At 62.3% G+C, this 26,685-nt stretch carries 28 protein-coding genes; 14 read left to right on the top strand and 14 right to left on the bottom strand.

Annotated elements, in window-relative coordinates; translation table 11 throughout:
• Window positions 1-897, top strand: a complete 897-nt coding sequence (locus BLV09_RS25515; RefSeq protein ID WP_100385026.1) for a methylated-DNA--[protein]-cysteine S-methyltransferase — start codon at window positions 1-3, stop codon at window positions 895-897.
• Here BLV09_RS25515 and BLV09_RS25510 read toward each other — a convergent pair.
• The 9 genes from BLV09_RS25510 to dnaK all read right to left on the bottom strand — a co-directional run bounded on the left by BLV09_RS25510 (window position 894) and on the right by dnaK (window position 8,640).
• The gene (locus tag BLV09_RS25510; RefSeq protein WP_433994357.1) at window positions 894-1,451 is read right to left on the bottom strand and encodes an N-acetyltransferase family protein; all 558 of its coding nucleotides are present in this window, start codon (window positions 1,449-1,451) and stop codon (window positions 894-896) included. The two genes, BLV09_RS25515 and BLV09_RS25510, sit on opposite strands and share 4 nt — an antisense overlap.
• Window positions 1,448-2,071, bottom strand: coding sequence for a 2,3-bisphosphoglycerate-dependent phosphoglycerate mutase (locus BLV09_RS25505; RefSeq protein WP_100385025.1), 624 nt, complete (start codon window positions 2,069-2,071; stop codon window positions 1,448-1,450). The genes BLV09_RS25510 and BLV09_RS25505 overlap by 4 nt, the downstream gene beginning before the upstream one ends.
• Window positions 2,072-2,098: 27 nt before the next feature.
• Window positions 2,099-2,914 (bottom strand): 4-hydroxy-tetrahydrodipicolinate reductase, encoded by an 816-nt coding sequence (gene dapB / locus BLV09_RS25500; RefSeq protein ID WP_100385024.1) that lies wholly within the window; start codon window positions 2,912-2,914, stop codon window positions 2,099-2,101.
• A gap of 76 nt (window positions 2,915-2,990) precedes the next feature.
• Window positions 2,991-3,293: a DUF1330 domain-containing protein gene (locus BLV09_RS25495; RefSeq protein ID WP_146689351.1), complete on the bottom strand. Its 303-nt coding sequence runs from the start codon at window positions 3,291-3,293 to the stop codon at window positions 2,991-2,993.
• 19 nt (window positions 3,294-3,312) lie between these two features.
• Window positions 3,313-4,023 carry an orotidine-5'-phosphate decarboxylase gene (pyrF, locus tag BLV09_RS25490; protein WP_146689350.1) on the bottom strand — a complete coding sequence of 237 codons (711 nt, stop codon included), beginning with the start codon at window positions 4,021-4,023 and terminating at the stop codon, window positions 3,313-3,315.
• A gap of 6 nt (window positions 4,024-4,029) precedes the next feature.
• Window positions 4,030-4,608, bottom strand: coding sequence for an NADPH-dependent FMN reductase (locus BLV09_RS25485; protein WP_146689349.1), 579 nt, complete (start codon window positions 4,606-4,608; stop codon window positions 4,030-4,032).
• 51 nt (window positions 4,609-4,659) lie between these two features.
• Window positions 4,660-5,262, bottom strand: coding sequence for a class I SAM-dependent methyltransferase (locus BLV09_RS25480; RefSeq protein WP_100385020.1), 603 nt, complete (start codon window positions 5,260-5,262; stop codon window positions 4,660-4,662).
• 200 nt (window positions 5,263-5,462) lie between these two features.
• Window positions 5,463-6,596, bottom strand: coding sequence for a molecular chaperone DnaJ (gene dnaJ, locus BLV09_RS25475; protein ID WP_100385019.1), 1,134 nt, complete (start codon window positions 6,594-6,596; stop codon window positions 5,463-5,465).
• 142 nt (window positions 6,597-6,738) lie between these two features.
• On the bottom strand, window positions 6,739-8,640 hold the full coding sequence (gene dnaK / locus BLV09_RS25470; protein WP_100385018.1) for a molecular chaperone DnaK: 1,902 nt from the start codon (window positions 8,638-8,640) through the stop codon (window positions 6,739-6,741).
• Between the two features lie 420 nt (window positions 8,641-9,060).
• Between dnaK and BLV09_RS25465 the strand changes: the two genes are divergently transcribed.
• Window positions 9,061-9,999: a hypothetical protein gene (locus tag BLV09_RS25465; RefSeq protein ID WP_146689348.1), complete on the top strand. Its 939-nt coding sequence runs from the start codon at window positions 9,061-9,063 to the stop codon at window positions 9,997-9,999.
• A gap of 113 nt (window positions 10,000-10,112) precedes the next feature.
• Window positions 10,113-10,829 carry a bifunctional nicotinamidase/pyrazinamidase gene (pncA, locus tag BLV09_RS25460; RefSeq protein WP_146689347.1) on the top strand — a complete coding sequence of 239 codons (717 nt, stop codon included), beginning with the start codon at window positions 10,113-10,115 and terminating at the stop codon, window positions 10,827-10,829.
• A gap of 3 nt (window positions 10,830-10,832) precedes the next feature.
• Here the strand turns inward: pncA and grpE are convergent, their stop codons facing one another.
• Entirely contained in the window at window positions 10,833-11,429 is a 597-nt protein-coding gene (gene grpE, locus BLV09_RS25455; protein ID WP_100385015.1) for a nucleotide exchange factor GrpE, read from the bottom strand.
• A gap of 172 nt (window positions 11,430-11,601) precedes the next feature.
• Window positions 11,602-12,690, bottom strand: coding sequence for a heat-inducible transcriptional repressor HrcA (gene hrcA / locus BLV09_RS25450; RefSeq protein WP_146689346.1), 1,089 nt, complete (start codon window positions 12,688-12,690; stop codon window positions 11,602-11,604).
• A gap of 156 nt (window positions 12,691-12,846) precedes the next feature.
• On the opposite strand from hrcA, the gene rph reads away from it, so the two are divergent.
• The 3 genes from rph to hemW are packed head-to-tail and all read left to right on the top strand — an operon-like array spanning window position 12,847 to window position 15,378.
• A complete protein-coding gene (gene rph / locus BLV09_RS25445; protein ID WP_100385013.1) occupies window positions 12,847-13,560 on the top strand; it encodes a ribonuclease PH in 714 nt (237 codons plus the stop codon).
• Between the two features lie 38 nt (window positions 13,561-13,598).
• Complete coding sequence (rdgB, locus tag BLV09_RS25440) at window positions 13,599-14,234, top strand: RdgB/HAM1 family non-canonical purine NTP pyrophosphatase (RefSeq protein ID WP_146689345.1); 636 nt, start codon at window positions 13,599-13,601, stop codon at window positions 14,232-14,234.
• On the top strand, window positions 14,221-15,378 hold the full coding sequence (gene hemW / locus BLV09_RS25435; RefSeq protein WP_146689344.1) for a radical SAM family heme chaperone HemW: 1,158 nt from the start codon (window positions 14,221-14,223) through the stop codon (window positions 15,376-15,378). Before rdgB ends, hemW begins: the two co-directional genes overlap by 14 nt.
• A 5-nt stretch (window positions 15,379-15,383) precedes the next feature.
• Here hemW and BLV09_RS25430 read toward each other — a convergent pair whose 3' ends face one another.
• Window positions 15,384-16,589 carry a penicillin-binding protein activator gene (locus tag BLV09_RS25430; protein WP_146689343.1) on the bottom strand — a complete coding sequence of 402 codons (1,206 nt, stop codon included), beginning with the start codon at window positions 16,587-16,589 and terminating at the stop codon, window positions 15,384-15,386.
• A gap of 236 nt (window positions 16,590-16,825) precedes the next feature.
• Here BLV09_RS25430 and rsmI point away from each other — a divergent pair, with 236 nt between their 5' ends.
• The 7 genes from rsmI (at window position 16,826) to BLV09_RS25395 (ending at window position 23,952) form a co-directional block, all read left to right on the top strand.
• Window positions 16,826-17,785, top strand: a complete 960-nt coding sequence (rsmI, locus tag BLV09_RS25425) for a 16S rRNA (cytidine(1402)-2'-O)-methyltransferase (protein ID WP_146689342.1) — start codon at window positions 16,826-16,828, stop codon at window positions 17,783-17,785.
• On the top strand, window positions 17,772-18,191 hold the full coding sequence (locus BLV09_RS25420; RefSeq protein WP_100385008.1) for a YraN family protein: 420 nt from the start codon (window positions 17,772-17,774) through the stop codon (window positions 18,189-18,191). The genes rsmI and BLV09_RS25420 overlap by 14 nt, the downstream gene beginning before the upstream one ends.
• A 33-nt stretch (window positions 18,192-18,224) precedes the next feature.
• The gene (gene gshB, locus BLV09_RS25415) at window positions 18,225-19,172 is read left to right on the top strand and encodes a glutathione synthase (RefSeq protein ID WP_100385007.1); all 948 of its coding nucleotides are present in this window, start codon (window positions 18,225-18,227) and stop codon (window positions 19,170-19,172) included.
• A 446-nt stretch (window positions 19,173-19,618) separates the two neighbouring features.
• Window positions 19,619-20,422, top strand: a complete 804-nt coding sequence (gene cpaB / locus BLV09_RS25410) for a Flp pilus assembly protein CpaB (protein WP_146689341.1) — start codon at window positions 19,619-19,621, stop codon at window positions 20,420-20,422.
• Between the two features lie 34 nt (window positions 20,423-20,456).
• A complete protein-coding gene (locus BLV09_RS25405; protein ID WP_146689340.1) occupies window positions 20,457-21,911 on the top strand; it encodes a type II and III secretion system protein family protein in 1,455 nt (484 codons plus the stop codon).
• Window positions 21,912-21,949: 38 nt separating this feature from the next.
• Complete coding sequence (locus tag BLV09_RS25400) at window positions 21,950-22,690, top strand: CpaD family pilus assembly protein (RefSeq protein ID WP_146689339.1); 741 nt, start codon at window positions 21,950-21,952, stop codon at window positions 22,688-22,690.
• Window positions 22,687-23,952: an AAA family ATPase gene (locus BLV09_RS25395; RefSeq protein ID WP_100385003.1), complete on the top strand. Its 1,266-nt coding sequence runs from the start codon at window positions 22,687-22,689 to the stop codon at window positions 23,950-23,952. Before BLV09_RS25400 ends, BLV09_RS25395 begins: the two co-directional genes overlap by 4 nt.
• Before the next feature lie 81 nt (window positions 23,953-24,033).
• Here BLV09_RS25395 and BLV09_RS25390 read toward each other — a convergent pair whose 3' ends face one another.
• Together BLV09_RS25390 and BLV09_RS25385 are read right to left on the bottom strand one after the other, a co-directional pair.
• Window positions 24,034-24,852, bottom strand: a complete 819-nt coding sequence (locus BLV09_RS25390; RefSeq protein WP_100385002.1) for a tetratricopeptide repeat protein — start codon at window positions 24,850-24,852, stop codon at window positions 24,034-24,036.
• A gap of 180 nt (window positions 24,853-25,032) precedes the next feature.
• Window positions 25,033-25,278, bottom strand: coding sequence for a PilZ domain-containing protein (locus tag BLV09_RS25385; protein ID WP_100385001.1), 246 nt, complete (start codon window positions 25,276-25,278; stop codon window positions 25,033-25,035).
• Window positions 25,279-25,661: 383 nt separating this feature from the next.
• On the opposite strand from BLV09_RS25385, the gene BLV09_RS25380 reads away from it, so the two are divergent.
• On the top strand, window positions 25,662-26,633 hold the full coding sequence (locus tag BLV09_RS25380) for an MBL fold metallo-hydrolase (protein WP_146689338.1): 972 nt from the start codon (window positions 25,662-25,664) through the stop codon (window positions 26,631-26,633).
• Window positions 26,634-26,685 lie beyond the last annotated feature (52 nt).

Genomic DNA, 26,685 nt, shown 5'->3' with positions numbered 1-26,685 from the left:
ATGATGACACTCGCCATAAATGACCATCGCCTGACCAAACCCGGCCCGCAGAACGCGGCGCTTCGCGACTATGACTCGGTGCGGCGGGCGATCGCCTTTATCTCGGAGCATTGGCGCGCGCAGCCGAGCATCGAAGCGATGGCGGATGCGGCCAGCGTGACACCAGATGAACTGCACCATTTGTTTCGGCGCTGGGCCGGCTTGACGCCAAAAGACTTCATGCAGGCGCTGACACTCGATCACGCCAAGGGGCTGCTGCGCGACTCCGCCAGCGTGCTCGATGCCGCACTCGATTCCGGGCTTTCAGGCCCGGGCCGGCTGCATGACCTGTTCGTCACCCATGAGGCGATGTCACCGGGCGAATGGAAGAATGGCGGCGCCGGCATGGCACTGCGCTACGGATTTCACCCCTCCCCGTTCGGCACTGCGATCGTGATCGCCAGCGGCCGTGGCTTGGCCGGCCTTGCCTTCGCAGATCCCGGCAGCGAGCAGACCGCATTCGCCGACATGAAGCGCCGCTGGCCCAACGCGAGCTATGTCGAAGACCATGATGGCACGGCGGGACTGGCACAGCGCATCTTCGACACGAAATTGTGGCGCGCCGACCAGCCATTGCGCGTGGTCCTGATCGGCACCGATTTCGAGGTCCGGGTATGGGAGACGCTGCTGAAAATCCCGATGGGCCGCGCGGTCTGCTATTCCGATATCGCGACCAAGATCAAAAATCCCAAGGCCTCACGCGCGGTCGGCGCCGCGATCGGAAGAAACCCGGTATCGTTCGTGGTGCCGTGTCACCGTGCACTCGGCAAAGGCGGCGCGTTGACCGGCTATCACTGGGGCATCACCCGCAAGCAGGCGATGCTGGGCTGGGAAGCGGGACAGTTGGGGATGCACTAACCCGCTGACGACCGGTTGAGCCGTTTCCAGAACACTGCCGTGTCGCACAGCCGTCCGTCGGGAAACAGCGCGTAGTCCGGAATGATGCCGCTCTGGGTCCAGCCTGCTCTGATGTAGAGGCGATAGCCGTTTTCGCCGGGCACCGTGTCAAGAACCAGAAGCCAGCGGCCGCACCGCCTGGCTTCTTGTTCGACCGCTGACATCAATGCCGCGCCGATGCCGCGACCGCGCACGGAGCGATGCACCAGCATTTTCTTGACGTCGGCGCGATGCGGTTGGTTCGGCGGCGTATCCAACCCAAGCTGCACGGTGCCGACAATCCGGCCCGCCAGTTTTGCCGCCAGCAAAACCGTATCGCCTGATGCGACCGAGCCCGCGATTTTACGAAAGAACTTCTGCCCGTCTTCCCCGGAGAATGGCGGCATGAAGCTGACGCTGGCGCCACCTTCCACACAATCGACCAGCACAGAAGCGAGCTGCTCGATCGCGGTGTCGTCGATGTTTCCGTCGAGAACGACGATATCGGGCTTTTCGGTGTCTGGCCTCGCGCTCACGCCGCCAGATCGAGCTTTGAAGCAACGGTGGCGTCGGCATTGAGCCGATAGATGATCGGCACGCCGGTGGCCAGCTCGCGCTTCAAAATGCTTTCCGGCGTCAGCTTCTCCAGCACCATGATCAGCGCGCGCAGCGAATTGCCATGCGCGGCCACCAGCGTGCGCTCGCCGCGCAACACGCAGGGCAATATCTCCTGGACATAGTACGGCAGCGTGCGCGCCAGCGTATCCTTTAGGCTTTCGCCGCCGGGCGGCGGCACATCGTAAGAGCGCCGCCAGATCAGGACTTGCTCCTCGCCCCACTTCTTGCGGGCGTCGTCCTTGTTGAGGCCCGACAGGTCGCCGTAGTCACGCTCGTTGAGCGCGAGGTTCTTTTTAGTCGGAAGGCCGGTCTGGCCGAGCTCCGCCAGTGTGAGATCGAGCGTGTGCTGCGCCCGCGTGAGTACCGACGTAAAGGCGATATCGAACGACAACCCCTGCGCTTTCAGCTTGCGGCCGGCTTCCTTGGCCTCGGTGACACCCTTCTCGGTAAGATCGGGATCCTTCCATCCGGTGAAGAGGTTCTTCAGATTCCATTCGCTCTGGCCGTGACGCACGAGCACAAGAAGGCGGTCGCTCATTGCTGTGATTTCCGTTTCGATTTCGGTTCAGGTGTCGCCCAGGCCCAGCACGTCAGCCATCGAGTAGAAGCCAGGCTTCTTGCCATGCGCCCACAGCGCCGCCTTCAGCGCGCCATGCGCAAACAAGATGCGATCTTCGGCATGGTGCGCCAGCGTGATGCGTTCGTGGGGGCCGGAAAAGATCACACTGTGATCGCCGACAACGGTGCCACCGCGCAACGAGGCAAAGCCGATATCGCCGGACCGTCGCGCGCCGGTAAAGCCGTCGCGGCCACGCGCCGAGCGTTCCTCGAGCGCGATCTTGCGTCCGGCTGCTGCGGCTTCGCCAAGCATCAACGCCGTGCCTGACGGCGCATCGATCTTGGACTTGTGATGCATTTCGAGAATTTCGATGTCGAAACTTTCGTCCAGCGATTGCGCCACGCGCTTCACCAGCGCCGCGAGCAAATTGACACCGAGACTCATATTGCCTGATTTGACCACAATGGCGCGCGAGGTGACGCTCTTGATCACGGCTTCATCCGACGCCGACAGGCCCGTCGTGCCGATGACGTGAACAAGCCCGCGCTGGGCGGCGATCGCAACATTGGCAATCGTGGCGCCCGGCACGGTGAAGTCCAAGATACCGTCGGCATTGGCCGACAAGGTCCACAGATCGGCGGAAAGCTGGACGCCGTTGGCGGGCAGACCAGCGAGCACGCCGGCATCCTTGCCCAGAAGCTCGGAACCGGGCGCTTCCAGCGCGCCGGCGAGCACCGCACCCGGTGTTTCCGCAATGACGCGCGTCAGCGCACGGCCCATCCGGCCGCCGGCCCCCGCAACGATCAAACGCATGTCGGCCATGGCTATACCTCTCTACGCCCTATAGCCGGGACGGGCTGTTCCGGCAACCAATCGGCCGCGACATCAGCGGTAAGGATCAGGGCTGCGGGCTGTCATAGCCCTCGACGACGACCAGTTCGGCGGTCGAATGCGGCTGCCGCACCTTAATGTTGGCCTGATATTCCGGCGAGCGGTAGCAGGCCATCGCCGTCTCATAGTCCGGAAACTCGATCACCACGTTGCGCGAGCGGCTTTGGCCTTCCACGCCGGTGAACTTGCCGGCGCGCACGATAAACTTGCCGCCGAATTTCTTGAAGATCGCCGCGTTGGCCGCGGCATAGGGTTTGTAGCCTTCTTCGTTATGAACATCGACCCGCCCAATCCAGTAGCCTTTTGCCATCTCGCTCTCCTTTTTTTACTTAACCTAGCGCCTGTGCGATCTCCGCCTGAATGGCATCCGCGGCCGCCTTTGGATCGGCAGCTTCCATCACCGGCCTGCCGACCACAAGATAGTCGGCGCCGGCGGCAATGGCGCGCGCGGGCGTCATGATGCGCTTCTGGTCGCCCACCGATGAACCCGCCGGCCGAATGCCGGGAGTCACCAGACCCATCCGATGACCGACAATCCTGCGCAGGTTCGCGGCCTCTTCCGGCGAGCAGACGAGACCATCGACGCCGAGCGTCTGCGCCTGCCGGGCGCGTGCTTCGACCAGATCGGATACGCCGAGCCGATAGCCCGCCGCATGGAGATCGCCATCGTCATAGGAAGTCAGCACGGTGACGGCGAGGATCTTCAAATTCGACCCCGCGCGCGCATCAATCGCCGCTTTCATGGTCTGCGGATAGGCATGCACCGTCAGGAATGTCGCGCCGAGCGAAGCGATGCTCTCGACGCCGCGCGCCACGGTGTTGCCGATGTCATGCAGCTTGAGATCGATAAAGACCTTTTTCCCCGCTGCCGTGAGCTGGCGCACCAGCGGCAGGCCGCCGGCATAGGCCAGCTGATAGCCGATCTTGTAGAACGTCACGCTGTCGCCAAGCCTTGCAATCATCGCTTCCGCGGCGGCCACGCCGGGCACGTCGAGCGCTACAATCAACCGGTCGCGTGGAACGATATTTGCTGGCTGCATGTCACCTCACATCATGCGTTGGGAAAATTCGATCAGCTGCCGTACCACCGCCTTCAATGCCTCGAGATCGGCCGGATGCTTCAATCGATCGCTATCATCGTAGGCGTCGTTCGCGAACGACAGCGCCAGTTGGCTCGGAATAACCGGCGCCTGGCACGCCGACAAAATCAGCCGCAGCGCCGCCAGCGCTCGGGTCCCGCCGAGGCGGCTTTCCGAGGCGGCGGCGATCGCAAACGCCCGTTCGCGAAACACCTGCCCGCGGGTCTCGTGAAGATCCTGCACGCGCGTCACCCAGTCGATGGTGTTCTTGACCAAGGGCGGGACCGACGAATTGTATTCTGGCGTGACAATCAGGACGCCGTGATGTGCTGACATCATGCGCTTGAGATTGACCGCGTTCTTCGGCACGCCCGATTTCGTCTGCAGATCGCCGTCGTAGATCGGCAGCGGGAAATCGCCGAGTGAAATACGCGTGACTTCCACGCCGGCCTGCGCGATTTCATGGGCCGCCGCCGCCGCCAGCCTCGCATTGAGCGAGCCGGTGCGCAGCGAGCCGGGGATCACGAGGATTTTCAACGCTGACATGATTTAAAATCGCGTTAGCATAAACCGCCACGCGATAGTACCGGGGCGGTATCAGCCCTTGCGATACACCCAGACCCGCGCGGGCGGAAGGTTCATCCAGATACGCTCAGAGGCTTCTGTGGAAACGCCCGGCAACGATTTTGGAATTGGCGGTGCCACCGAATAGGTGAACTGCACGAACGGCGCCCCCGGCGCTAGCGCCAGGAAGGCATCGCGGATCAGCTTCAGGCGCGTCAGCATCGGCTTGGTGACGAGCGGCAGGCCCGATACCACGGCTGATGCGGGGGCGTTGAGCACGTTCCAGAGCGAGTCACGCAGTGTGTAAGCATCGCCCTGCACGACCTTGGCCTGCGGGTAGCGATCGCGCAGCAGCGCGCAGAAGCCCGGATTATATTCGACCAGCACAAGGCGCTTCTGATCGATACCGTGCTCGATCAGCGCGTTGGTGATCGCACCGGTGCCGGGCCCGAGTTCGACGACGGGTCCTGAGGATTCGATATCGACATACTGCGCCATGGTACGGGCCAACACCCGTCCCGAAGGCATGACTGCGCCCATGTGCAGGGGCTTTTCGATCCATGAACGAAGAAAGCGCACCTCGTCGTCAAGACGGAGGGGCTTCTTCAACGCGCGCACGGACGAGTGCAAAGGCATGTCACTACCAGGCGGGACCGCGATTAAGCGGCAGTGTCAGAATATAGTCACAAAGAGGTATAGGTAGCCGTCGAAACGGTCAAGCCAGACAGTCCTCGCACGTGCTCTGCTAAAATGTTTGCGGTGTGGCGACAAAACCATGCGCAAATTATTTTTTTGCGCGGTCGGCCGTCAAACCGGACCCACTTTTGCGGACTGCGCTATGGATTAGCGCGGGTACCGAAGAAGTCCTTGACCTTAGTGAAGAAACCCGCCGCCTCGGGTTGGGTTGCACCGGACGATAATTTTTCGAACTCGGCGAGCAATTCCTGCTGCTTCTTCGTCAGATTCTGCGGGGTTTCGACCATCACCTGGACATACATGTCTCCGGTCTGTCGCGAACGCAGCACCGGCATGCCCTTTGATGCAATGCGAAAGCGTCGGCCCGATTGGGTTCCCGATGGGACTTTCACCTTGGTCTTGCCCTTGTCGATGGTCGGCACCTCGAATTCACCGCCGAGCGCCGCCGTCACCATCGAGATCGGCACGCGACAATGCAGATCGGCGCCGTCGCGCTGGAAGAATTGATGCGAGGCCAGCGAGAGAAAAATATAGAGATCGCCCGAAGGTCCGCCGCGGACGCCGGCTTCGCCCTCACCGGCGAGCCGGATGCGCGTGCCGTCTTCCACACCTTGCGGAATATTGACCGACAAGGTGCGCTCGCGTGTCACCCGGCCCGAGCCCGAGCAGGAAGGGCACGGATCCTCGATCATCTGCCCGCGCCCCTGGCACCCGGGACAGGTCCGCTCCAGCGTAAAAAATCCCTGTGCCTGCCGCACACGGCCGGCGCCGCCGCACATCGAACAGGTCTTCGGCTTGGTGCCAGCCTTCGCGCCAGTGCCCGAGCAGGATTCGCAGGTGACCGAAACCGGAATCTCGATCTGGGCGGTCTTGCCGAGGAAGGCTTCCTCGAGCGTGATTTCCATGTTGTAGCGCAGATCGGCGCCGCGCTCGCGGCCACCGCCACGGCCGCCACGCTGCCCGGCCATGCCGAACAGGTCTTCGAAAATATCCGAAAACGACGAGGCAAAGCCCGCGCCGAATCCAGGTCCGCCGCCGGCACCCTGCTCGAACGCTGCATGACCGAACCGGTCATAGGCGGCGCGCTTGTCGCCGTCCTTCAGAACTTCATAGGCTTCGTTGATTTCCTTGAAACGCACCTCGCTGGTGGCATCGCCCGGATTCTTGTCCGGATGCCATTTCATCGCCAGCTTGCGGAACGCTGCCTTGAGCTTGGAGTCGTCCGCGGTCCGTTCAACCTCGAGAGTTTCGTAATAGCAGCGCTTGGTGGACATCCGTCAAATCCGCCCGAAGTTCGTCGTCATTCCGAGGGAATGCGTATTGAAAGATGCAGCCTTCGGCTTAACGAAAAATGACCCCCACCCATTGAGACGCGCTGCGCGCTCTTTGGCATGAGGGTCATGTTCATCGCCTGAATTAAGCAGACTTCTTGTTGTTCTTATCGTCGTCGACCTCGGTAAACTCCGCGTCAACGACGTCATCCTTTGCAGCATCCTTGGCCGCATCGCTCTCGGCCTGCTGCTTGTACATCGCCTCGCCGAGTTTCATCGAGGCCTGCGCCAGCGTGCTGGTCTTGGCCTTGATCGTCTCGGCGTCGTCGCCCTTCAGCGCTTCCTTCAGGTCGCTGACCGCGTCTTCGATGGCGCGGCGCTCGCTGTCCTCGACCTTCGAGCCGTGTTCGGCCAGCGCCTTCTCGGTCGAATGCACCAGAGCGTCGGCGTGGTTCTTGGCATCGACCGCCTCGCGGCGCTTCTTGTCGTCTGCCGCATTGGCCTCGGCGTCCTTGACCATCTTCTGGATGTCGGCTTCGGACAGACCGCCGGATGCCTGGATCCGGATCTGCTGCTCCTTGCCGGTCGCCTTGTCTTTGGCCGAGACGTTGACGATGCCATTGGCGTCGATGTCGAAGGTTACCTCGATTTGCGGCATGCCGCGCGGCGACGGAGGAATACCCATCAGGTCGAACTGACCGAGAACCTTGTTGTCGGCCGCCATTTCGCGCTCGCCCTGGAAGACGCGGATGGTGACGGCGTTCTGGTTATCCTCAGCGGTCGAGAACACCTGACTCTTCTTGGTCGGGATCGTGGTGTTGCGGTCGATGATGCGCGTGAATACGCCACCCAGCGTTTCGATGCCGAGCGACAGCGGCGTCACGTCGAGCAGCAGCACGTCCTTGACGTCGCCTTGCAGCACGCCGGCCTGGATCGCAGCGCCAATCGCGACGACTTCGTCGGGGTTGACGCCCTTGTGCGGCTCCTTGCCGAAGAACTGCTTCACCACTTCCTGGATCTTCGGCATGCGGGTCATGCCGCCAACCAGCACCACTTCGCCGATTTCGCCGGCAGTGAGGCCGGCATCCTTCAGCGCCTTGCGGCAGGGCTCGATGGTCTTTTCGACGAGATCCTGAACCAGCGCCTCGAACTTGGCGCGCGTCAGCTTCATCGTCAGATGCTTCGGCCCGGTCTGATCGGCCGTAATGAACGGCAGATTGATTTCGGTCTGCGTGGTCGACGACAATTCGATCTTGGCCTTTTCGGCGGCCTCTTTCAGGCGCTGCAAGGCAAGCTTGTCGTTGCGCAGGTTGATGCCCTGCTCCTTCTGGAACTCATCGGCCAGATAGCTGACGAGCCGCATGTCGAAGTCTTCACCGCCGAGGAACGTATCGCCGTTGGTCGACTTCACCTCGAACACGCCATCGCCGATCTCCAGGACCGAGACGTCGAAGGTGCCGCCGCCGAGATCGTACACCGCGATGGTGCCGGCTTTCGACTTGTCGAGACCGTAGGCCAGCGCGGCGGCGGTCGGCTCGTTGATGATGCGCAGCACTTCAAGGCCGGCGATCTTGCCGGCATCCTTGGTAGCCTGACGTTGCGCGTCGTTGAAATAGGCGGGAACGGTGATGACGGCCTGATCGACCTTCTGGCCGAGATGGGCTTCCGCGGTCTCTTTCATCTTCTGCAGAATGAAAGCGGAGACCTGCGAGGGCGAATAGCTCTTGCCGTCGGCCTCGACCCAGGCATCGCCGTTGGACGCCTTGACGATCTTGTAGGGGACAAGCTTCTTGTCCTTCTCGACCATCGGGTCATCGTAGCGGCGGCCGACGAGACGCTTGACGGCGAAGAAGGTGCGTTCGGGATTGGTTACCGCCTGACGCTTGGCAGGCTGGCCGACGAGGCGCTCGCCATCATCGCTGAAAGCGACGATCGACGGGGTCGTCCGCATACCCTCTGCGTTCTCGATGACTTTTGCTGTTTTGCCATCCATTACGGCGACGCACGAATTCGTGGTGCCGAGATCGATCCCAATGACCTTTCCCATGGTCCTCATATCCTTCTTTTTGCGGCAGGTTGGCTGGGCCCTGACGGCGCACCGAACCGAACCCCCAGACGTTCAAATACTCGCGATATTGCGACGGTGAGCCTCATATAGGAGGGGGGGCATGGCCTGCAAGGACTGGACGCAACCTTCGCCCGCGAAAACCCCGCCCCTTGAAAGATAGTGTCGAGCAGGCCGAGCCGTCCAGGGCATGCCGGGCCTGACCGGCCAGCGAATACCCCCTATTGGGGCCTCCCCCTCGCAGAGGGAGCCGGCAGACGATAGGTTAAGAGCTCCCCGGCGCGGCCTGTTGCCGGAGCGCCAAACCGGGTAAAAGCAGGCGACTGAATCGGGGGCTACCCGTGACCCCGCCGCGACCCGCCGACCATTGAACGGCCTCAATGCAAACCCAGTAGACTTTTCATGACGCACATTCGGTTTTTGTCCGTAGTTGCCCTCGTTGTTGCCACCTTGTGCCCGGCCTTTGCCGCCGACGCGGTCTTTCCACCGGGCATCCGGGTGGGACTGACGCCGCTGGTCGGCCTGGCGCCCGCAAAAACCTTCCTCGGGTTCGAGACCGAAGACCAGAGCGTCAAGGTGCTGGTGGCCGAGCTTCCGGCCAACGCCTACACCGAAGTCATGAATGCCTTTAAGGCCGATACGTCAAACCTTGCCGGCATCCGGCCCCAGAGTATCGAGACCGCGGCCGGCACCGCCTATTACACCGCCGAAGACGCCAAGGATGGCGCTGTCGGCGTGCGACGCTATTCGATGATCATGCCGGGCGGTACGTTCTCCGGCTATATCGCGGTGCAGGTTCCCGAGAACGCGATCAAAATCTACAGCGACGACGCGATACGGAAGATGTTTGCCACGGCGGTTATCCGCAAGGAAGTTCCGGTCGACGAGCAGCTGGCGCAGATGCCGTTCAAGGTCACTGCCCTCGCCGATTTCAAAAATGTCCGCACGCTCGCGGTCGGCGCCGCCCTTGTTCTGGCCGATGGCGATGAATCAACCGGATTTGAGGCAGCCCCCTTCATGGTGATCGGCGTCCTCGGACAGTCGCCGGCCACACCCGACGATCGTGACCGGTTTGCCCAACAGGCCCTGACCTCGTTTCCCGGCGTGCGTGAAGCGCGGATCACGATGTCCGAGCCGATCCGGATCGACGGTTCGCCCGGTTATGAAACGCGGATCGATGCGACCAGCGGCAAGGACAATACCAAGGTCACCGTGGTGCAGTGGCTGAGGTTTGGCGGCCCGACCGTGCTGCGCATCGTTGGAAGCTCCCCACGCGACCAGTGGGAAAAGGCGTTCCCGCGTTTCCGTGCCGTGCGTGACGGACTTCAGCAGCGCGGCTGATTCCCGGTCCATCGACCGCCCGAGATTTCGATCCGTCGCGCGAACGCAATCCGCTTTACGCGCGCTCCGCGACCTGATTTGCTGATGCGATCTCCAGGTGAGGGAGAAGCGCCATGTTGGATCGAAGGCGGATTCTGACAGGTTTCGGCACGATAGCTCTCGCGACCTTTGTTTCAAGCAAGCCAAAGGCAGCCGCATTGATCAAGCCTGATGACGCATCGACGCTTCTGGTCATCGATGTCCAGAACTGTTTCCTGCCCGGCGGCAGCCTCGCCGTAAAGGACGGCGATCAGGTCGTGCCGATCATCAACCGCATCGCCAAGGGTTTTGCCAATGTGGTGATGACCCAGGACTGGCACACCGCGGGACACATCTCGTTCGCCTCCGCCCACCCGGGCAAAAAGCCGTTCGAGACCATCGATCTGCCCTATGGCAAACAGGTGCTGTGGCCCGATCACTGCGTGCAGGGAACCGAGGGCGCAGCGCTTTCCAAGGATCTCTCGATCCCGCAGGCCGAACTCATCGTTCGCAAGGGATTCCACAAGGACGTCGACAGCTATTCGGCCTTCACCGAGGCCGACGGCAAGACCGCGACCGGGCTTGCCGCCTATCTCACGGCGCGACAGGTGAAGCGCTTGTTCGTGGCAGGACTGGCCACCGATTTTTGCGTGGCCTGGAGCGCGCTCGATGCGCGCAAAGCCGGCTTCGAGACCTATGTGGTCGAAGACGCCTGCCGCGGCATCGACACCCAGGGCTCGCTCGCCAAGGCTTGGGCCGACATGACCAAAGCCGGCGTCAAGCGCATCCAGTCCGGGGATATTGCGGTCTAGATTCTAATTTGCCACGGGCGCTGCTTTCGCGCCGCCCTTCGAGACCGCGACGAGAGCCGGCCGCAGCACACGCTCGCCGATCATGTAGCCGGCCTGCACGACCTGCACCACCGTTCCGGCGGGGACCGACGGATCGGGCACTTCGTACATCGCCTGCTGAAAATTCGGATCGAATTTCTCGCCCGACGGATCGAATTTCTTGACGCCGTTTTTCTCCAGCGTGTTGAGCAGCGATCGCTCGGTCAATTCGACGCCTTCGATCAGCGCCTTTAGGCCGGGATCGGCGGCGGCCTTGGCCTCGGCCGGGACGGCATCCAGCGCACGCTGCAGATTGTCGGCGATGTCGAGGATGTCGCGGGCAAAGCCGGTGATGCCATAGATTCGCGCATCGGCCACTTCACGGCTGGTACGCTTGCGCAGGTTTTCCATCTCCGCCAGCGTGCGCAGCATCTTGTCGCGCGTGTCAGCCACTTCCTTCGTCAGCGCCTCTACCGACCCTTCCTCGGGATCGTCCGGCATGATGTAGGGCTTGGAGACCACGGGCTCGCCGCTCTGCGGCGCATTCGCCTGATCTTCGTTTGGCCGGTTCGGATCGGTCATGGATTGCCTTTTCGAAAAAATCGCTTTGTGTTCAGGTCAACGGGGGATTTGCTGGCCCGCATATCATGCTTTAGGCGCGGAAAATCAAGCGCTCCATCGCGTTTTCGAACGAAGTGGGCGCCGGTTCGCGTTAAGAGAACGCGTCAAAACAAAAGTCCCATTTCGGGCCGGATCACCCGCCCAGCATCCGACTGACGATGCGTGCGGCATAATCCACCGTCGGGATCACGCGGGCATAGTTCAGTCGTGTCGGCCCGATCACACCGAGCACGCCGACGATATGACCCGCGCCATCGCTGTAAGGCGCGATGATGGTGGAGGAACCGGACAGCGAAAACAGCTTGTTTTCCGATCCGATGAAAATCCGCACGCCTTCGGCGCTTTCCGCGCGGCCCAACAGATCGACCACCCCACGCTTGGTCTCGAGATCGTCGAACAGCGATTTCACGCGCTCCAGATCTTCAAGCGCGTGCAGATCCTCCAGCAGATTGGCGTGACCGCGCACGATCAGCTGCCGGTCTTCGTTCTCGCCGCCGGACCAATTGGCGAGCCCCGCGGCGATTACCTTCTGTGTCAGCTGATCGAGTTCGGTGCGGTCTTGCGCCAGTGCGGTTTCAAGTTCGAGGCGCGCTTCCGCCAGCGTGCGCCCCCTGATCCGCGCGTTGAGAAAATTGGTCGCTTCGATGAGTGCGGACGGGGGAACGCCGGGCGGCAGCGTCAGCACGCGGTTTTCGACCTGGCCGTCCTCGCCGACCAGCACCACCAGCGCCTTTTCCGGTTCCAGCCGCACGAACTCGATGTGCTTCAGCCGTGAATTGGATTTGGCCGTGAGCACCACCGCCGCCGCACGGGTCAGGCCTGACAGCCGGGTCAGCGCCTCGCCAAGGGCTGCTTCGACCGATTGCGCCCTGCCGACGGACGCGAGCTGGGTCTGGATCGACTGCCGCTCCGCTTCGGTGAGATCGCCGAGCTGCATCAGGGCGTCGACGAAGAACCGCAAGCCCAGTTCGGTCGGCAGCCGGCCGGCTGACGTATGCGGCGCGTAGACGAGGCCGAGCTGCTCGAGGTCCGACATCACGTTGCGTACCGAGGCCGGCGAGAGCGGCACCGCGATCAGGCGTGAAATATTGCGCGAACCGACGGGCTCGCCGGTAGCGAGGTAACTCTCGACGATTTGACGAAATATGTCCCGCGAGCGCTCGTTGAGCTGGGCCAGCCCGGTATGCGGCGCGATCAGGCCAATCGGATCGTGGTGGGCCACTACCTACTCCCTCACAGCTTCACCCTAATCTGTCGATCCGGCGGGCCGGTGACAAGCGCCATTGACCTGAAAAGGACGACCAAGGGCCTTGCCGCACCCCGCGCCCCCTCCTACAAGCACCGCCAGCCATTTTTATTGAATTTCCGGAGGATTCCCATGCGGCCAAGCCGCCGAGCGCCCGATGAACTGCGTCCCGTCTCACTGGAGCGCGGGGTCGTCAAATATGCCGAGGGTTCCTGCATGGTGAAATTCGGCGATACCCATGTGCTGGTGACGGCAACGCTGGAAGAACGGTTGCCGCCCTGGCTCAAGGGCCAGGGCCGCGGCTGGGTCACGGCCGAATATGGCATGCTGCCGCGGGCGACGCTGGAGCGCACCCGCCGCGAAGCTTCCGCCGGCAAGCAGAATGGCCGTACCGTTGAGATCCAGCGCCTGATTGGGCGCTCCTTACGAGCAACCGTCGATCTCGAGGCGTTGGGCGAGCGCCAGATTACCGTGGACTGCGACGTGTTACAGGCCGACGGTGGAACCCGCACCGCCTCGATCACCGGCGCCTGGGTGGCCCTTGCCGACTGCATCGGCTGGATGAAGACCCGCAACATGGTGAAGGCCAACGTGCTGCGCGACAACGTCGCGGCGATCTCCTGCGGCATCTATAACGGCACGCCGGTGCTCGACCTCGACTATGCCGAGGATTCCGAAGCCGAGACCGACGCCAATTTCGTAATGACCGGCGACGGCCGCATCATCGAGGTGCAGGGTACCGCGGAAAAGACCCCGTTCTCGCAGGATGAGTTCCTGGCCCTGATGGCGCTGGCGCGCAAAGGCGTGGCGCGGCTGGTGGATCTGCAGAAAATGGCCGTGGCGTGATTCGGGATCAGGCACGGGCTGGCGTAGAATAAAAGCACATGCACCGCCGAATCACAGGCAAGCTCGTGATCGCAACCCACAATCCCGGCAAGCTCGCCGAGATGCGCGAACTGCTGGCGCCGTATGGCATCGAGGCGGTTTCGGCGGGCGAACTTGGTCTTGGCGAACCTGACGAGACCGGCGATACGTTTCACGCCAATGCCAGAATCAAGGCGGTCGCCGCCGCGCAGGCTGCTGGGCTTCCGGCATTCGCTGACGATTCCGGACTGGTGGTCGATGCGCTCGACGGCGCGCCCGGAATCTTTTCGGCGCGCTGGGCAGACCCCGGCAAGGATTTCACCGGCGCGATGACGCGGATCGAGCGCTTGCTGCAGGAGCGCGGCGCCATGACGCCCGAGAAGCGAAGAGCGCATTTCGTTTCTGCATTATGCGTGGCCTGGCCCGACCATCATATCGAGGAGGTCGAGGCGCGTGCCGACGGCACGCTGGTGTGGCCGCCGCGCGGCAGCGCCGGCTTTGGTTACGATCCGGCCTTCATGCCCGATGGACACACGCGAACCTTCGGCGAAATGACCAGCATCGAGAAGCATGGCCTGCCGCCGCTTGGGCTCGGGCTGTCGCATCGCGCCCGCGCATTCGTCAAGCTCGCGGAGATCTGCCTTGAGCCGCGCTGAACGAGAAGCCTTCGGCGTTTATGTGCATTGGCCGTTTTGCCTGTCGAAATGCCCTTATTGCGATTTCAACAGCCATGTCCGGCATGCGCCGATCGACGAAGAACGGTTTGCGCGCGCCTTTGCACGCGAGATCGAGACCACCGCGGCGCGAACGCCCGGCCGTGAGGTGTCATCGATTTTTCTGGGCGGCGGCACGCCGTCACTGATGCAGCCGCAGACCGTCGGCGCGATCCTGGATGCGATCGGAAAGCATTGGCGCGTGGCCGATGGTGCCGAAGTCACGCTGGAAGCCAACCCGACAAGCGTCGAGGCGACGCGGTTTCGCGGCTATCGCACGGCGGGCGTCAACCGGGTTTCGCTTGGCGTCCAGGCGCTGGACGACGCGTCGCTGAAGGCACTGGGACGCCTGCACACCGCACGCGAGGCGCTGGATGCGGTCGCGATCGCACGCACTGCCTTCGATCGCTACTCGTTCGATCTGATTTACGCCCGCCCCGATCAGACCCCGCAGATGTGGGCCGATGAATTGAAGCTGGCGATTTCGGAAGCGGCCGAGCATCTGTCGCTCTATCAGCTCACGATCGAAGAAGGCACACCGTTCTTTGGCCTGCATGCCGCCGGCAAACTGAAGACGCCGGATGAAACCGTCGCGCGGGCGCTGTACGACATCACGCAAGAGGTTTGCGCCGCGCAGGGATTACCGGCCTACGAGATTTCCAACCACGCGCGCGCAGGCGCCGAGTGCCAGCACAATCTGGTCTACTGGCGCGGCGCGGAATATGCCGGGATCGGTCCCGGCGCGCATGGCCGCCTCGATATCGGCGGCGTCAGACATGCCATCGCAACCGAAAAGCGGCCGGAGACCTGGCTGATGCGGGTCGAGTCGATGGGACATGGCGTTGTCACCGACGATTCGCTGAACAGCGAAGAGCGCGCCGACGAATTCCTGCTGATGGGTTTGCGTCTTACCGAGGGCATCGATCCCAAACGTTACGCCGCGTTATCGGGCCGTACGCTCGATCCGCATCGGATCGCCATCCTCAGCGAGGAGGGCGCCATCACCGTCGATGCCGACGGGCGGCTGCGGGTGACGCAAGCCGGATTTCCGGTGCTGGATGCGGTGGTGGCCGATCTGGCCGCGTAAGAGAGCTACGCCCCAAAGCTCTTCGGCGAGCCCGCGACCGCCACGCCGCCGCCCGATCCGACGCGCATGACCGCGAGGCCGCGTTCATTGGTGCCGTCGGCGCGAAATCGAAACAGGCCGTCAATACCCGCAAAACCGGACGGGTTGGTCAGCACGTCAGATGAAAAACGCTGCGTGCCCTGCGTTCGCGCCAATGCTGCGACAAGCGCCACCGCGTCATAGGCGAGCGTCGCGGTTCGGACCGGATCCGAGCCGTATTTGGCGCGGTAGCGGCCGGAAAAGCTTCGGAAGCCGGCAGGATCCGGCGCGGCATAGAGGCCGCCCTGCAAGGCAGCGCTCGCGAACACGCGCGGATTGTCCCACAGACCGGTGCCGAGCAGCTGGACGTTCCGCAAATTCGCGCCCGCCGCGGTCAGCGCATCGGCCACCGAAACCACCGAATCACCGTCATCGGCGATAAAGAGTGCGTCCGCTGTGTTCAACGTCTGCGCCACATTGCGCGCGGCCGTCGCACGATCAGCGCCATACTTTTCAAATGCCGCAATGCGCCCACCGCGCCGTGGCACGGCCTGCTTGAAAGCGGCTTCGACCACATTGCCATAGGCATTATCGGGCAGCAGCGCCGCGAACGAGCGTTTGCCGATGCTGGTCGAATATTCGATGATCCGGTTGACGTCGGACTCCGGCAGGAAGCTCAGGAGATAGACGCCGCGGCCGGCCACGCTCGAATCAGTCGAGAACGCGATCACCGGGATGCCACGTCCGCGGGCCAGTTGCGCGGTCGCCGGCACCGACACTGCGAATAGCGGGCCTAGGATGATCTCTGCGCCTTCGTCGAGCGCCTGCTGCGTTCCCTGCTGCGCGCCTTGCGGGCTGCCGGCGTCATCCTTGATCAGGAGCTGGATGTTGGGATTCTGGAATTCCGCCAGCGCCATCTCGGCGGCATTCTTCATCGACTGCGCCGCGACGCCGGCATTGCCGGCCGCCGACAGCGGCAGGAGCAACCCGACCTTGACCTGCCCGTTGCCGACCGCGAGCGGCTGCTGCGGTGGACCGGCAGGGCCAGGAGCAGGGCCAGGCTGTGAACTGAACGCGTTGGAAAACTGGCCGCCGGCGCAGGCCCCAAGCAAGGGGGCGCCAAGGATCAAGCCAACCGCGGTCCGCCGGGTTGCTCCGGCAGGCTGGGATTTGCGATTGAACGGGCCCACCATCACATCTCTTCTCTTGACCGACCGAAATCGGCCAGACGCCACCTCCCAATGATCAGGAGACGCGGATTCAGGCATATTCCCGGCGAATAGTTAACTGAAACAAAAGGATTATACCCATCGAACGCGCACGTCGATTGCAAGACCCCGGTTCCTTTGTTGTCAGACTGGGGACAATCGGTCGCATTTCCATCGGCCGAATCGTGGCGTCAACGCTTCGTTCCATCTAGATTGATCCCATGCGCGCAAAAGCTGCCTCGACAGATACCTCGGAAGGCGTAGCGGGTTTCACCGCCCGCACCTTTTCCATTGGCGGCCAGGTCCTGAACGCCCCAAAAGCGGCGCCCGGCCTGCATCTGGTGGCGACCCCGATCGGCAATCTCGGCGACATCACCCTGCGCGCGCTGGAAACACTGGCCGGCGTCGACGTCATCGCCTGCGAGGATACCCGCATCACCCGCCGGCTGACCGAGCGCTACGCGATATCGGCGCAGCTAAAACCCTATCACGAGCACAATGCGGCGACCGCGCGGCCGAAAATCCTGGAGCGGCTGGCGCAAGGCGCCTCCATCGCACTGGTTTCGGACGCCGGCACGCCCCTGATTTCCGATCCCGGCTTCAAGCTGGTGCGCGAGGTCTGCGCGGCCGGCCATGCCGTGATCGCGTTGCCCGGGCCTTCCTCGGTGCTGGCGGCACTCGCGGTGGCGGCGCTGCCGACCGACCGGTTCTTCTTCGAGGGATTTCTGCCGGCCAAGGAGACCGCGCGCCGGACGCGGTTGGCCGAACTCGCAAAGATCGACGCGACACTGGTCATGTTCGAGTCCGGAAACCGCGTGCAGGATACGCTTGCCGATCTCGCCGAGGCCATGGGCGCGCGCGACGCCGCGATCTGCCGCGAACTCACCAAGATGCACGAAGACGTCAAGCGCGCACCGATTGCCGAATTGGCGCGGGCTGCGGACACGCTGGAGACGCGAGGAGAATTTGTTCTGGTGGTCGGCCCGCCGCCGGCCGATGCGCAAATCATGGCCAAGGACGAGCTGGACGACTTGCTGCGAAGCCGGCTCAGGTACGACAGCGTCAAGGATACGGTCGCGCATGCGGTCGAACTCTCGGGCCGGCCGCGCCGCGAAATCTATGCCCGCGCGCTTGAACTCGCCAAGGAAGCGGCCATGGAAGGCGAAGATGGCGAAGAGTGACGATATCAGCGCCCAAACGGGGGCCGCACCGGCGAAGGTCGCCGCGCCCGCGCGCGTCGCGGCGTTTCGTACCGGCCTCTCCGCTGAAGCCCGTGCCGCCGCCTATCTGATGGCCAAGGGCTATCGCATTCTCGCCAAACGCTTTCGCACGCCCTATGGCGAGATCGATCTGGTGGCGCGACGGCGCAATTTACTTGTCTTTGTCGAGGTCAAGGCCCGCGCCAGCCTCGATGACGCCGCCTATGCCGTGACACCGCGCCAGCAGCGGCGCATCATCGATGCTGCCCAGGCCTGGCTGATGGCGCATCCCGAACATGCCGAATTCGACCTGCGTTTTGATGCCATGCTGATTGCGCCACGGCGCTTGCCGCGCCATCTGTTAGCAGCCTTCGACGCCAGCACGTAAAATCCTTCTCCAAACCAACCTGCGGACCAGCAAATGAACCTGAATGTCGCCGTCCAGATGGACCCCATCGCGCGTATCAACATCCGCGGCGATTCAACTTTTGCGCTGCTGCTGGAGGCCCAAAAGCGCGGTCACCGGCTTTCCTACTACACGCCCGACAAACTCTCGCTACGCGGGGAGGAATTGGCGGCGCCGGTCCAGTCGCTCACCGTACGCGACGAGATTGGCGATCATTTCACGCTGGGCGAGCCGAAGCGCCAGCCGCTTGCGGCCTTCGACGTCGTCCTGCTGCGGCAGGACCCGCCGTTCGATCTTGCATACATCACCTCGACCCATTTTCTCGAGCGGATCCACCCGAAAACGCTGGTCGTGAACAATCCCGCCAGCGTGCGCAACGCGCCGGAAAAGATATTCGTGATGGATTTTCCGCATTTGATGCCGCCGACTTTGATTTCCCGCGATCTCGACGAGATCAACGCGTTCCGGGATGAGCACGGCGCGGTGGTGATGAAGCCGCTGCACGGCCATGGCGGCGCTGCGGTGTTTCGCGTCATGCCGCAGGACATGAATTTCGGTTCGCTGTTCGACATGTTCTCGGTGACGTTTCGCGAGCCGTGGGTAATCCAGCGCTTCCTTCCCGAGGTCAAACATGGTGACAAACGCATCATCCTGGTCGACGGCGAATTCGCCGGCGCGGTCAATCGCGTGCCTGCGGCTGACGATCTGCGTTCCAACATGGTTCGCGGCGGCGCGGCTCAGGCAACTGAACTGTCGCCGCGCGAGCGCGAGATCTGCGCGACAATCGGCCCGGCGCTGCGCGAGCGCGGCCTGCTGTTTGTCGGCATCGACGTCATCGACGGCTACTTGACCGAAATCAATGTGACGTCACCAACAGGCATCCGCGCGATCGCGCGGCTCGGCGGGCCCGACATCGCAGCGAAAATCTGGGACACGATCGAGGCGAAGCAGGCAAAAGCCTAGCGCAATTTCGCATCGCGACAGAGCACCGAAATTCTTGAAGACGTCGACGTCGTGGCGTTCCCGCACGCCACCGACCGTACCGGCATTGCCGTCGATGCCGATGGCGGCATTTCCGAACGCTCAGGTCCCGCGTCGTCCTGAGCGATTCGACTATTGGACTGATGAGCGATAAGCGGCGCATCGCGGAATTCCAAGCTCGCACCCGCCAAAATCCGCCGCCGGTGCGCGACCGGGCAACGATCACGTTCCCGGAAAAACCGCGGATTTGTTTTCGAACGATAACACTCCGTTCACCATGCCGATAAATCCCTGAATACCTTTCCGCAAACTCCTCCGCTCTCAAGCTCGCTTATACTTTTGCTGCTTAGTCATGGGCAGGGAAAAGGCTGAGGCTGTCATGACCATGCAGTTCAGGCGTTCCGGCGTAAGAGTAGTTAGTAAAACGCATGAATACTGCACGCATCGTCGTCCTGATCATCGCTCTCGGTGCCGGCGGTGTCGCCGCATATCTTGCGAGTGGTGCGCCTGGAAATAAGCCTCCCCCGGCCGAACCGGTCGCCGCCCAGCTGCAAACCGTGGACGTTCTGGTTGCGAAATCCGATATTGGACTCGGCCAATCGCTCAAGCCGGAGGACCTGCAGTGGCAGACCTGGCCGGCGGCTACCGCGAGCAACACTTTCATCCGCCGCAACGATCGCCCCGACGCCACAACCCAGATCGCCGGTTCGATCGCGCGCGCGCCATTCATCGCGGGCGAGCCGATCCGTGAGCAGAAACTGGTCAAGAGCAATGGATCGGGCTTCATGGCGGCAATCCTGCCTGCGGGGATGCGCGCCGTTTCGACCGAAATCTCACCCGAAACCGGCGCCGGCGGCTTCATCCTGCCGAACGACCGCGTCGACGTCATTCGTTCAGGGCGCCTGAAGAATCCGGACCACACCGACCCGAACGAGATCGTTGTTTCGGAAATCATCCTGGCTAACGTCCGGGTTCTTGCGATCGACCAGGCGCCAAAGGAAAAAGACGGCCAGAACTCTGTTCTCGGCAAGACCGTCACCCTCGAATTAACGCCCCAGCAAACCGCAACGCTCAGCGCCGCGCGTCAGAGCGGCTCGCTGTCGCTCGCGCTGCGCAGCATTGCCGATGTCAACATCGTCGAGAGCAACGCCGACGATCAAACTCCCAAACGCAGCAACAGCATCAACGTCATTCGATACGGCGTCCCCACCCAGGCGACCATACAGAAGTGACCAAGACACAGAAGTGACCAAGAGGACGACGGATATGAAGTGCAGGGGAAATCAGCCGACGATTCGGGCTTTGCTGGTCCGCGTCCTGTCGTTCTCGGCTGTCGCCGCGTTAGCGCTTAATCTCACTCCGACGCCCGTTGCGGCGACCGATTCCCACCCCGTCACGATTGCCGCCAGCGGACAAAAGTCGCGCTTCCTGTCACTCGGGATCGGCAAATCGGTCGTTATCGATATGCCGCGCGACATCAAGGATATGCTGGTCGCCGATCCCAAGGTTGCAAACGCGGTCGTCCATTCGGCGCAGCGCGCCTATATCATCGGCACGGCGGTTGGCCAGACCAACGTCGTGTTCTTCGATTCCGACGGCCAGCAGATCGCCGCCTATGATATCGCGGTGACGCGCGACCTCAACGGCGTCCGCGCCACCCTGAAACAAGCGCTGCCGACCGCCGACGTCCAGATCGAAGGCGTCGGCGATGGCGTGGTGCTGACCGGCTCGGTATCGAGTCCGATCGAAGCGCAACAGGCGGGCGATGTCGCCGCACGGCTGGTCGGCGGAGCCGACAAGGTCGTCAACTCGATCGTGGTCAGGGGTCGCGACCAGGTGATGTTGAAAGTCACGGTCGCTGAAGTCGCCCGTTCGATCATCAAGCAGATGGGCATCGATCTCAGCGCCAAACTGAATTACGGCAACACGGTCGTGACCTTCAACAATTCGAACCCGTTCACCGCAAACGGTGGGCCGCTGGTCTCGGGCAACAATCTTACGGGCACGTTCGGCTCCGCTCCATCGGTCACCGCGACAATGCGTGCGATGGAAAGCGCGGGCCTGATTCATACGCTGGCTGAACCGAACCTGACCGCCATCTCGGGCGAGTCCGCAACCTTCATCGCTGGCGGCGAGTTTCCGATTCCAACCGGCGTGACCTGCCAAACCACGGCGGCAGGATCGGTCGGGCAATGCGCCCCGTCGATCGCGTTCAAGAAGTTTGGCATCTCGCTCAATTTCACCCCGGTCGTGCTTGCCGAGGGCCGGATCAGCCTGCGGGTGATGACCGAAGTGTCCGAGGTCTCGAGCGAGAATTCGATCAGCATCAGTGGAATTTCGGTACCTTCGATCAAGACCCGCCGCGCGGAGACGACGCTGGAGATTCCGTCGGGCGGCTCCATGGCGATGGCTGGCCTGATCCAGGATCAGACCAAGCAAGCCGTCAACGGAATGCCCGGCGTGGATCAGTTGCCCGTTCTTGGAGCGCTTTTCAGAAGCCAGGATTACGTCAACAACCAGACCGAGCTGATGGTGTTGGTGACGCCCTATATCGTTCGGGCGGTTGCCCAGAAGGAGCTGTCGCGCCCCGATGACGGGTTTGCGCCCGCATCGGATTCCCAATCGGCGCTGCTGGCCCGCATCAATCGAATTTACGGCGTTTCCGGCCGCGTCGAACAGGTCGCAGGCTATCCGTGCAATTTCGGCTTTATCACTGACTGAGACGGGGCCGCCGGCTAACGCGGGACGAGGACAGAACGATGACAGACATAACACCGATCGATCGCCATCGAACCCTGCGCCTGCTCGGTGCGCTCGCTGGTCTTTCCGTCGCGCTGGGTGCGTGCACAAATACTGGCACGGAAGTCGTGACCGCGAGCGTTCCGGACGATTACCGCCTGCGTCATCCGATCACAATTCATGAAGCGGATCAGTCGGTCGTGATCTTCGTCGGGCATGCGCGAGGCGGCCTGTCTGCATCCCAACGCGCCGACGTGATCGGGCTGGCGCAGACCTGGCGCCGTGAAGCAACCGGCGCGATCGTTGCCGATGTGCCGGTCGGCACCCCGAACGCGGCCGCCGCCGCGGATGCGTTTCGCGAAATTCAATCGTTGCTGACGGCAGCCGGTGTGCCGCCGCGAGGGGTCACGGTCCATCGCTATCGGCCAGACGATCCGCGCCAACTGGCGGCGATCCGGCTGAATTATCCGAAAATCTCGGCCGTCGCCGGACCCTGCGGCCTGTGGCCGGAGGATGTCGGACCGTCGATCGCAGACCCCAGCTATTCCGAGAACAAGCAATACTACAATTTCGGTTGCGCCAACCAACGCAACCTCGCGGCGATGATCGACAACCCCGCGGATCTCGTGCAACCGCGGTCCGAAACTCCCGCCTACACAGCGCGGCGCACCGAAGGTTTCGAAAAATATCGCAAAGGCAACGCGACCACGACCGCCTATCCGGAGGCCGACAAGGCCGAACTCAGCGATGCAGGCAAATGATCAGTCACGCCCATCAAGATCCCAAGGAACAGCCGGACATTACGCCGACCGCGAACGATTACATCGCTCCGGCACCTCGCGTGTCGGTGCAGGCCTTTTGCGAGACCGAACAAACCGCAACCGCTGTGCGATTGGCGGGTGAAGACCGCCGTCTCGCCAAGGCCCATCTCTCGGTTCAAATGGGCGGCATGGCAGCCGCCATCGAAACCTATGACACGGTCCCCACTCCGAACGTGATCATCCTGGAAACCGAAGGCCGCAGCGACATCCTGGCCGGCCTCGACCAACTCGCCACCGTGTGCGATGCCGGAACCCGTGTCGTCGTGATCGGTAATCCCAACGATGCGGCGCCTTATCGCGAACTGGTGCGTCGCGGCGTCAACGACTATGTCGTCGGACCGGTCGATACGCTTGATGTGGTGCGCTCGATTTGCAGCCTGTTCTCGGCGTCGGAGGCTGTAACCGCGGGCCGGATCATCGCAGTCGTCGGAGCCAAGGGTGGCGTCGGCGCATCCACCGTCGCGCACAACGTGGCTTGGGCGATCGCCCGTGACCTCGCGATGGATTCGGTGGTCATCGATCTCGACCTCGCATTTGGCACCGCCGGTCTCAACTACAACCAGGATCCATTGCAGGGCATCGCCAACGCGGTCTTCTCGCCTGATCGGCTCGATACCGCGGTCGTTGAACGCTTGCTGGCGAAATGCACCGACCGCCTCAGCCTGCTGGCGTCGCCGGCGTCGCTCGATCGGGTCTACGATTTCGGCGCGGAAGCGTTTGATTCGATCTTCGATACATTGCGCATGACAACGCCCTGCGTCGTGCTGGACGTTCCGCACCAATGGTCGGGATGGACCAAGCGCGCGCTGGTCGGCGCGGACGACATTCTGATCGTTGCCGAGCCGGATCTCGCCAATCTACGCAATACCAAGAACATGTTGAACATGCTGAAGGGGTCGCGGCCCAACGACCGCATGCCGCTATATTGCCTCAATCAGGTCGGCATGCCGAAGCGCCCCGAAATCGACGCGCGCGGATTCGCCAAGACCGTCGAGAACCAGTCGATCGCTTCCATCCCGTTCGATTCGCGCATGTTCGGCACGGCGGCCAACAACGGCCAGATGATCGCGGAAATCTCCGCCAATCATCGCACAGCCAAGATGTTTCTGCAGATCGCGCGGCGGCTGACGGGCCGCGAAGAAGCCAAAAAACCGCAGCGTTCGTTGCTATCGCCGATCATGAAGAAGCTGCGCGCAAAGTAAGTTCTCGCGCGAAGGCACGGCGGCGTTTGGTGAGACGTAACGGATCATGCGGTCCGAAAACCGACGCCCATCCGTCAGCGGTCAGTCGGGGCGCCCCGCCGCCGCCACCTTGTCCACGTTGGTATGCGCGTTGTCTTTCCGGGCCAGTAACCGTCTCAGATAAGTGACATTCGCCGCTGCTTCCTCCGGCGGGCGATCGGCCTTCACGATGCTCTCGGCCTCGGCGATCCGGCCCTGCAGGCCAACCACCAACGCCAGATTCTCCCGCACGCGCGGATCCGCATCGGCGTGGCCGTTGGCGCGGCGCAAGGTCTCCTCCGCCTTGGGCAGATCTTTCGAAAGAAGGTACGAAAGGCCGAGATTGGACAATACGGATGGTTCGTCGGGCGCTATCTTCAGCGCGCTCGCATAATACTGGCGTGCTTCGTCGTACCGGCCGAGTTGATCGAGTACCGTTCCTTGCGCCGACAGGATCCGCCAATCAGGATTATCGGGGTTGTGGGCGCGGCTGAGGACGTCGAATGCTTCCTGGAAATCGCCATTGTCCGCCAGCGCTCGCCCATAGCCCGCAAGAAGCGCCTTGTTGCCGGGATTGGCGATCGACGCCTCCTGGAGCACCGCGACCGCCTGCGCCCGCTGCCCCGCGGCTCGCAGCGCCTTCCCATATTGTAACGCCGCATCGGCGTCCTTGCGGTTGGCGCGAAAGCGCTCGCCGTAAATGTCTACTTCCTGCCGGGGGTCGGCGGTGTGACTTGCTTCGGTTTTGTCGCCCAATGACCCAGTGATATCTTCCATGCCCGCGGTTTGACAGCTGCATAGCCCGAATACCAAAATCGCGGACGATACCGTGGCTGTAAGACGTCTCGCGAAGCGATCTTGTTCAGGCAACTGTCGGCGCATGTACTTTGACCTGTGGTCAGCAACGGCCTCGAAATGCTCACAGTAACCCTAACTTCCGGTTAAACGGACGGCACGCCTGCGTTGCAATCGCGGGGCGACCTGAGCGGAGTTCGTTGGGGTCGACTTAGCGCCTGTGGCCAGGAGCGCTAGCCGGCTTCGATGTTTCGAAGAGCTTTCGGTCTAGTCGATGAATTCAGCGCCGAATTCGCAACCGATCCGCCAGGCCAGCCGACACTGGCGGGTGTGGCCTGTCGACAATATGATGGTGAATTCAGTGGGAATTTCGGGATATTCGGCAACCACCTTGAGGCCGCCGTTCGATACGTCCGTAATCGTGCAGTCGCGCGGCAACGAGCTGGTCCCGAATTGAATCTTCGCGACCTTTCTGCATTGCTGACGTTCGCTCCTGCGCCGATTTACCAACATGTCGTTTCCTCGTTCCGCTCGATAATGGCGCATCAGCCATTCCAACCGTTTTAAAGAAGAACTATTGGGATAACCCTAGCGGAATCCGTCGCAATGTATCTGTTCTCTTCGACGTCTTTTTACCGAGTCGCTTCGACGGCCTCGCAACGCTGATTTGGTCGCGATGGTCCGGGACACGATCGAGGCGAAGCGGCGCAGAAAATAATTTTCTTTGTTTGGTTGTACGGTTGAAACGTTTCTACTTCGTGCTCTTCAAACGTCCAATTCTTCTTGCCAGCCTTTGAAACCGGGCGCAGCATTCTGGTGCCCGGTCGAGATCGAGCGGCAGATCCGCGCCGGCGACCAAAACGCGCAAAAATTACAGAAATAGTGGAGGAAGACGCATGACATCCCATGTTTCGCGACGATCCTTGCTTGCCCTTGGCGCCGGTCTTGGCGCGACCACCCTGCTTGGCGGCGGCGTGCAGGCGCGAGCCCCCAAACTCGGCACCCAGTCGCCCTATTTTCACCGCTTCAATCTCGGCAGCGCTGAAGTGACCGTGGTTTCGGACGGGCCTTTGCCGCTCGGCGATCCCAAGGGCACCTTTATCGGCGTGCCGACTGAAGAGATGAAGAAGATGCTGAGCGACAACTTCCTGTCGCCGGACAATATCGTGCTCGAGCAGAACTCGCCGATCGTCAACATGGGCGACAAGCTCGTGCTGTTCGACACCGGCATGGGCACATCGCAGGCGTTCGGGCCAACCACCGGCCGCCAGCAGAAGAGCATGGCGGAAGCCGGCATCAAGCCCGAAGACATTGACGCGGTGGTGTTCTCGCACGCCCACATCGATCACATCGGCGGTGTCGTCGACGCCAGCGGCAAGGTGCTGTTCCCGAACGCCCAGTACTACATCGCCCAGAGCGATTTCGATTACTGGACCGATGAGGGCAAGCTGGGCAGCCCGCTGAAGGATTTCGTGGTTCACGCCCGCAAGAATCTGCTGCCGGTGCGCGACCGGCTGGTGTTCTACAAAAACGGCCAGGAATTCCTGCCCGGCGTGCAGGCGCTCGCCGCGCCCGGCCACACCGTGGGCCACCACATGTTCATGATCAGCTCGGACGGCAAATCCTTCGCCTTCCTCGGCGACCTGACCCACCACCAGATCCTGCTGATGGAAAAGCCGCGGATGGAATTTTCCTACGACACCGATCCGAAACAGGCGGCGGAGTCGCGGGTGAAGATGCTGGACATGCTCGCGGCCAACAAGATCGCTGTGATGTCCTATCACTTCCCGTGGCCGGGCTATGGCCACGTCGTCAAGACCGGCGAAGGTTTTCATTACATCGCCGAGCCGATGGTGATGACGCTCTGAATAGCTGCAACGCTCCGGGGGCGGCCAAGCGGTCGCCCTCAAATCTGAGCGT

The sequence above is a fragment of the Bradyrhizobium canariense genome, assembly GCF_900105125.1.
Classification (GTDB): domain Bacteria; phylum Pseudomonadota; class Alphaproteobacteria; order Rhizobiales; family Xanthobacteraceae; genus Bradyrhizobium; species Bradyrhizobium canariense_A.
This window is presented reverse-complemented; position numbering and strand designations above follow the sequence as displayed.

Excerpts from the sequence above, each read along its gene's own strand:
- dnaK (WP_100385018.1), bottom strand. The coding sequence starts at position 8,640 with ATGGGAAAGGTCATTGGGATCGATCTCGGCACCACGAATTCGTGCGTC.
- dnaJ (WP_100385019.1), bottom strand. The coding sequence starts at position 6,596 with ATGTCCACCAAGCGCTGCTATTACGAAACTCTCGAGGTTGAACGGACC.
- BLV09_RS25430 (WP_146689343.1), bottom strand. The coding sequence starts at position 16,589 with ATGGTGGGCCCGTTCAATCGCAAATCCCAGCCTGCCGGAGCAACCCGG.
- grpE (WP_100385015.1), bottom strand. The coding sequence starts at position 11,429 with ATGACCGATCCGAACCGGCCAAACGAAGATCAGGCGAATGCGCCGCAG.
- BLV09_RS25380 (WP_146689338.1), top strand. The coding sequence starts at position 25,662 with ATGACATCCCATGTTTCGCGACGATCCTTGCTTGCCCTTGGCGCCGGT.
- BLV09_RS25485 (WP_146689349.1), bottom strand. The coding sequence starts at position 4,608 with ATGTCAGCGTTGAAAATCCTCGTGATCCCCGGCTCGCTGCGCACCGGC.
- dapB (WP_100385024.1), bottom strand. The coding sequence starts at position 2,914 with ATGGCCGACATGCGTTTGATCGTTGCGGGGGCCGGCGGCCGGATGGGC.
- cpaB (WP_146689341.1), top strand. The coding sequence starts at position 19,619 with ATGAATACTGCACGCATCGTCGTCCTGATCATCGCTCTCGGTGCCGGC.
- BLV09_RS25480 (WP_100385020.1), bottom strand. The coding sequence starts at position 5,262 with ATGCCTTTGCACTCGTCCGTGCGCGCGTTGAAGAAGCCCCTCCGTCTT.
- BLV09_RS25400 (WP_146689339.1), top strand. The coding sequence starts at position 21,950 with ATGACAGACATAACACCGATCGATCGCCATCGAACCCTGCGCCTGCTC.
- BLV09_RS25405 (WP_146689340.1), top strand. The coding sequence starts at position 20,457 with ATGAAGTGCAGGGGAAATCAGCCGACGATTCGGGCTTTGCTGGTCCGC.
- BLV09_RS25515 (WP_100385026.1), top strand. The coding sequence starts at position 1 with ATGATGACACTCGCCATAAATGACCATCGCCTGACCAAACCCGGCCCG.
- pncA (WP_146689347.1), top strand. The coding sequence starts at position 10,113 with ATGTTGGATCGAAGGCGGATTCTGACAGGTTTCGGCACGATAGCTCTC.
- BLV09_RS25390 (WP_100385002.1), bottom strand. The coding sequence starts at position 24,852 with ATGCGCCGACAGTTGCCTGAACAAGATCGCTTCGCGAGACGTCTTACA.
- BLV09_RS25420 (WP_100385008.1), top strand. The coding sequence starts at position 17,772 with ATGGCGAAGAGTGACGATATCAGCGCCCAAACGGGGGCCGCACCGGCG.
- rsmI (WP_146689342.1), top strand. The coding sequence starts at position 16,826 with ATGCGCGCAAAAGCTGCCTCGACAGATACCTCGGAAGGCGTAGCGGGT.
- BLV09_RS25385 (WP_100385001.1), bottom strand. The coding sequence starts at position 25,278 with ATGTTGGTAAATCGGCGCAGGAGCGAACGTCAGCAATGCAGAAAGGTC.
- rph (WP_100385013.1), top strand. The coding sequence starts at position 12,847 with ATGCGGCCAAGCCGCCGAGCGCCCGATGAACTGCGTCCCGTCTCACTG.
- BLV09_RS25495 (WP_146689351.1), bottom strand. The coding sequence starts at position 3,293 with ATGGCAAAAGGCTACTGGATTGGGCGGGTCGATGTTCATAACGAAGAA.
- gshB (WP_100385007.1), top strand. The coding sequence starts at position 18,225 with ATGAACCTGAATGTCGCCGTCCAGATGGACCCCATCGCGCGTATCAAC.
- BLV09_RS25395 (WP_100385003.1), top strand. The coding sequence starts at position 22,687 with ATGATCAGTCACGCCCATCAAGATCCCAAGGAACAGCCGGACATTACG.
- pyrF (WP_146689350.1), bottom strand. The coding sequence starts at position 4,023 with ATGCAGCCAGCAAATATCGTTCCACGCGACCGGTTGATTGTAGCGCTC.
- BLV09_RS25505 (WP_100385025.1), bottom strand. The coding sequence starts at position 2,071 with ATGAGCGACCGCCTTCTTGTGCTCGTGCGTCACGGCCAGAGCGAATGG.
- BLV09_RS25465 (WP_146689348.1), top strand. The coding sequence starts at position 9,061 with ATGACGCACATTCGGTTTTTGTCCGTAGTTGCCCTCGTTGTTGCCACC.
- rdgB (WP_146689345.1), top strand. The coding sequence starts at position 13,599 with ATGCACCGCCGAATCACAGGCAAGCTCGTGATCGCAACCCACAATCCC.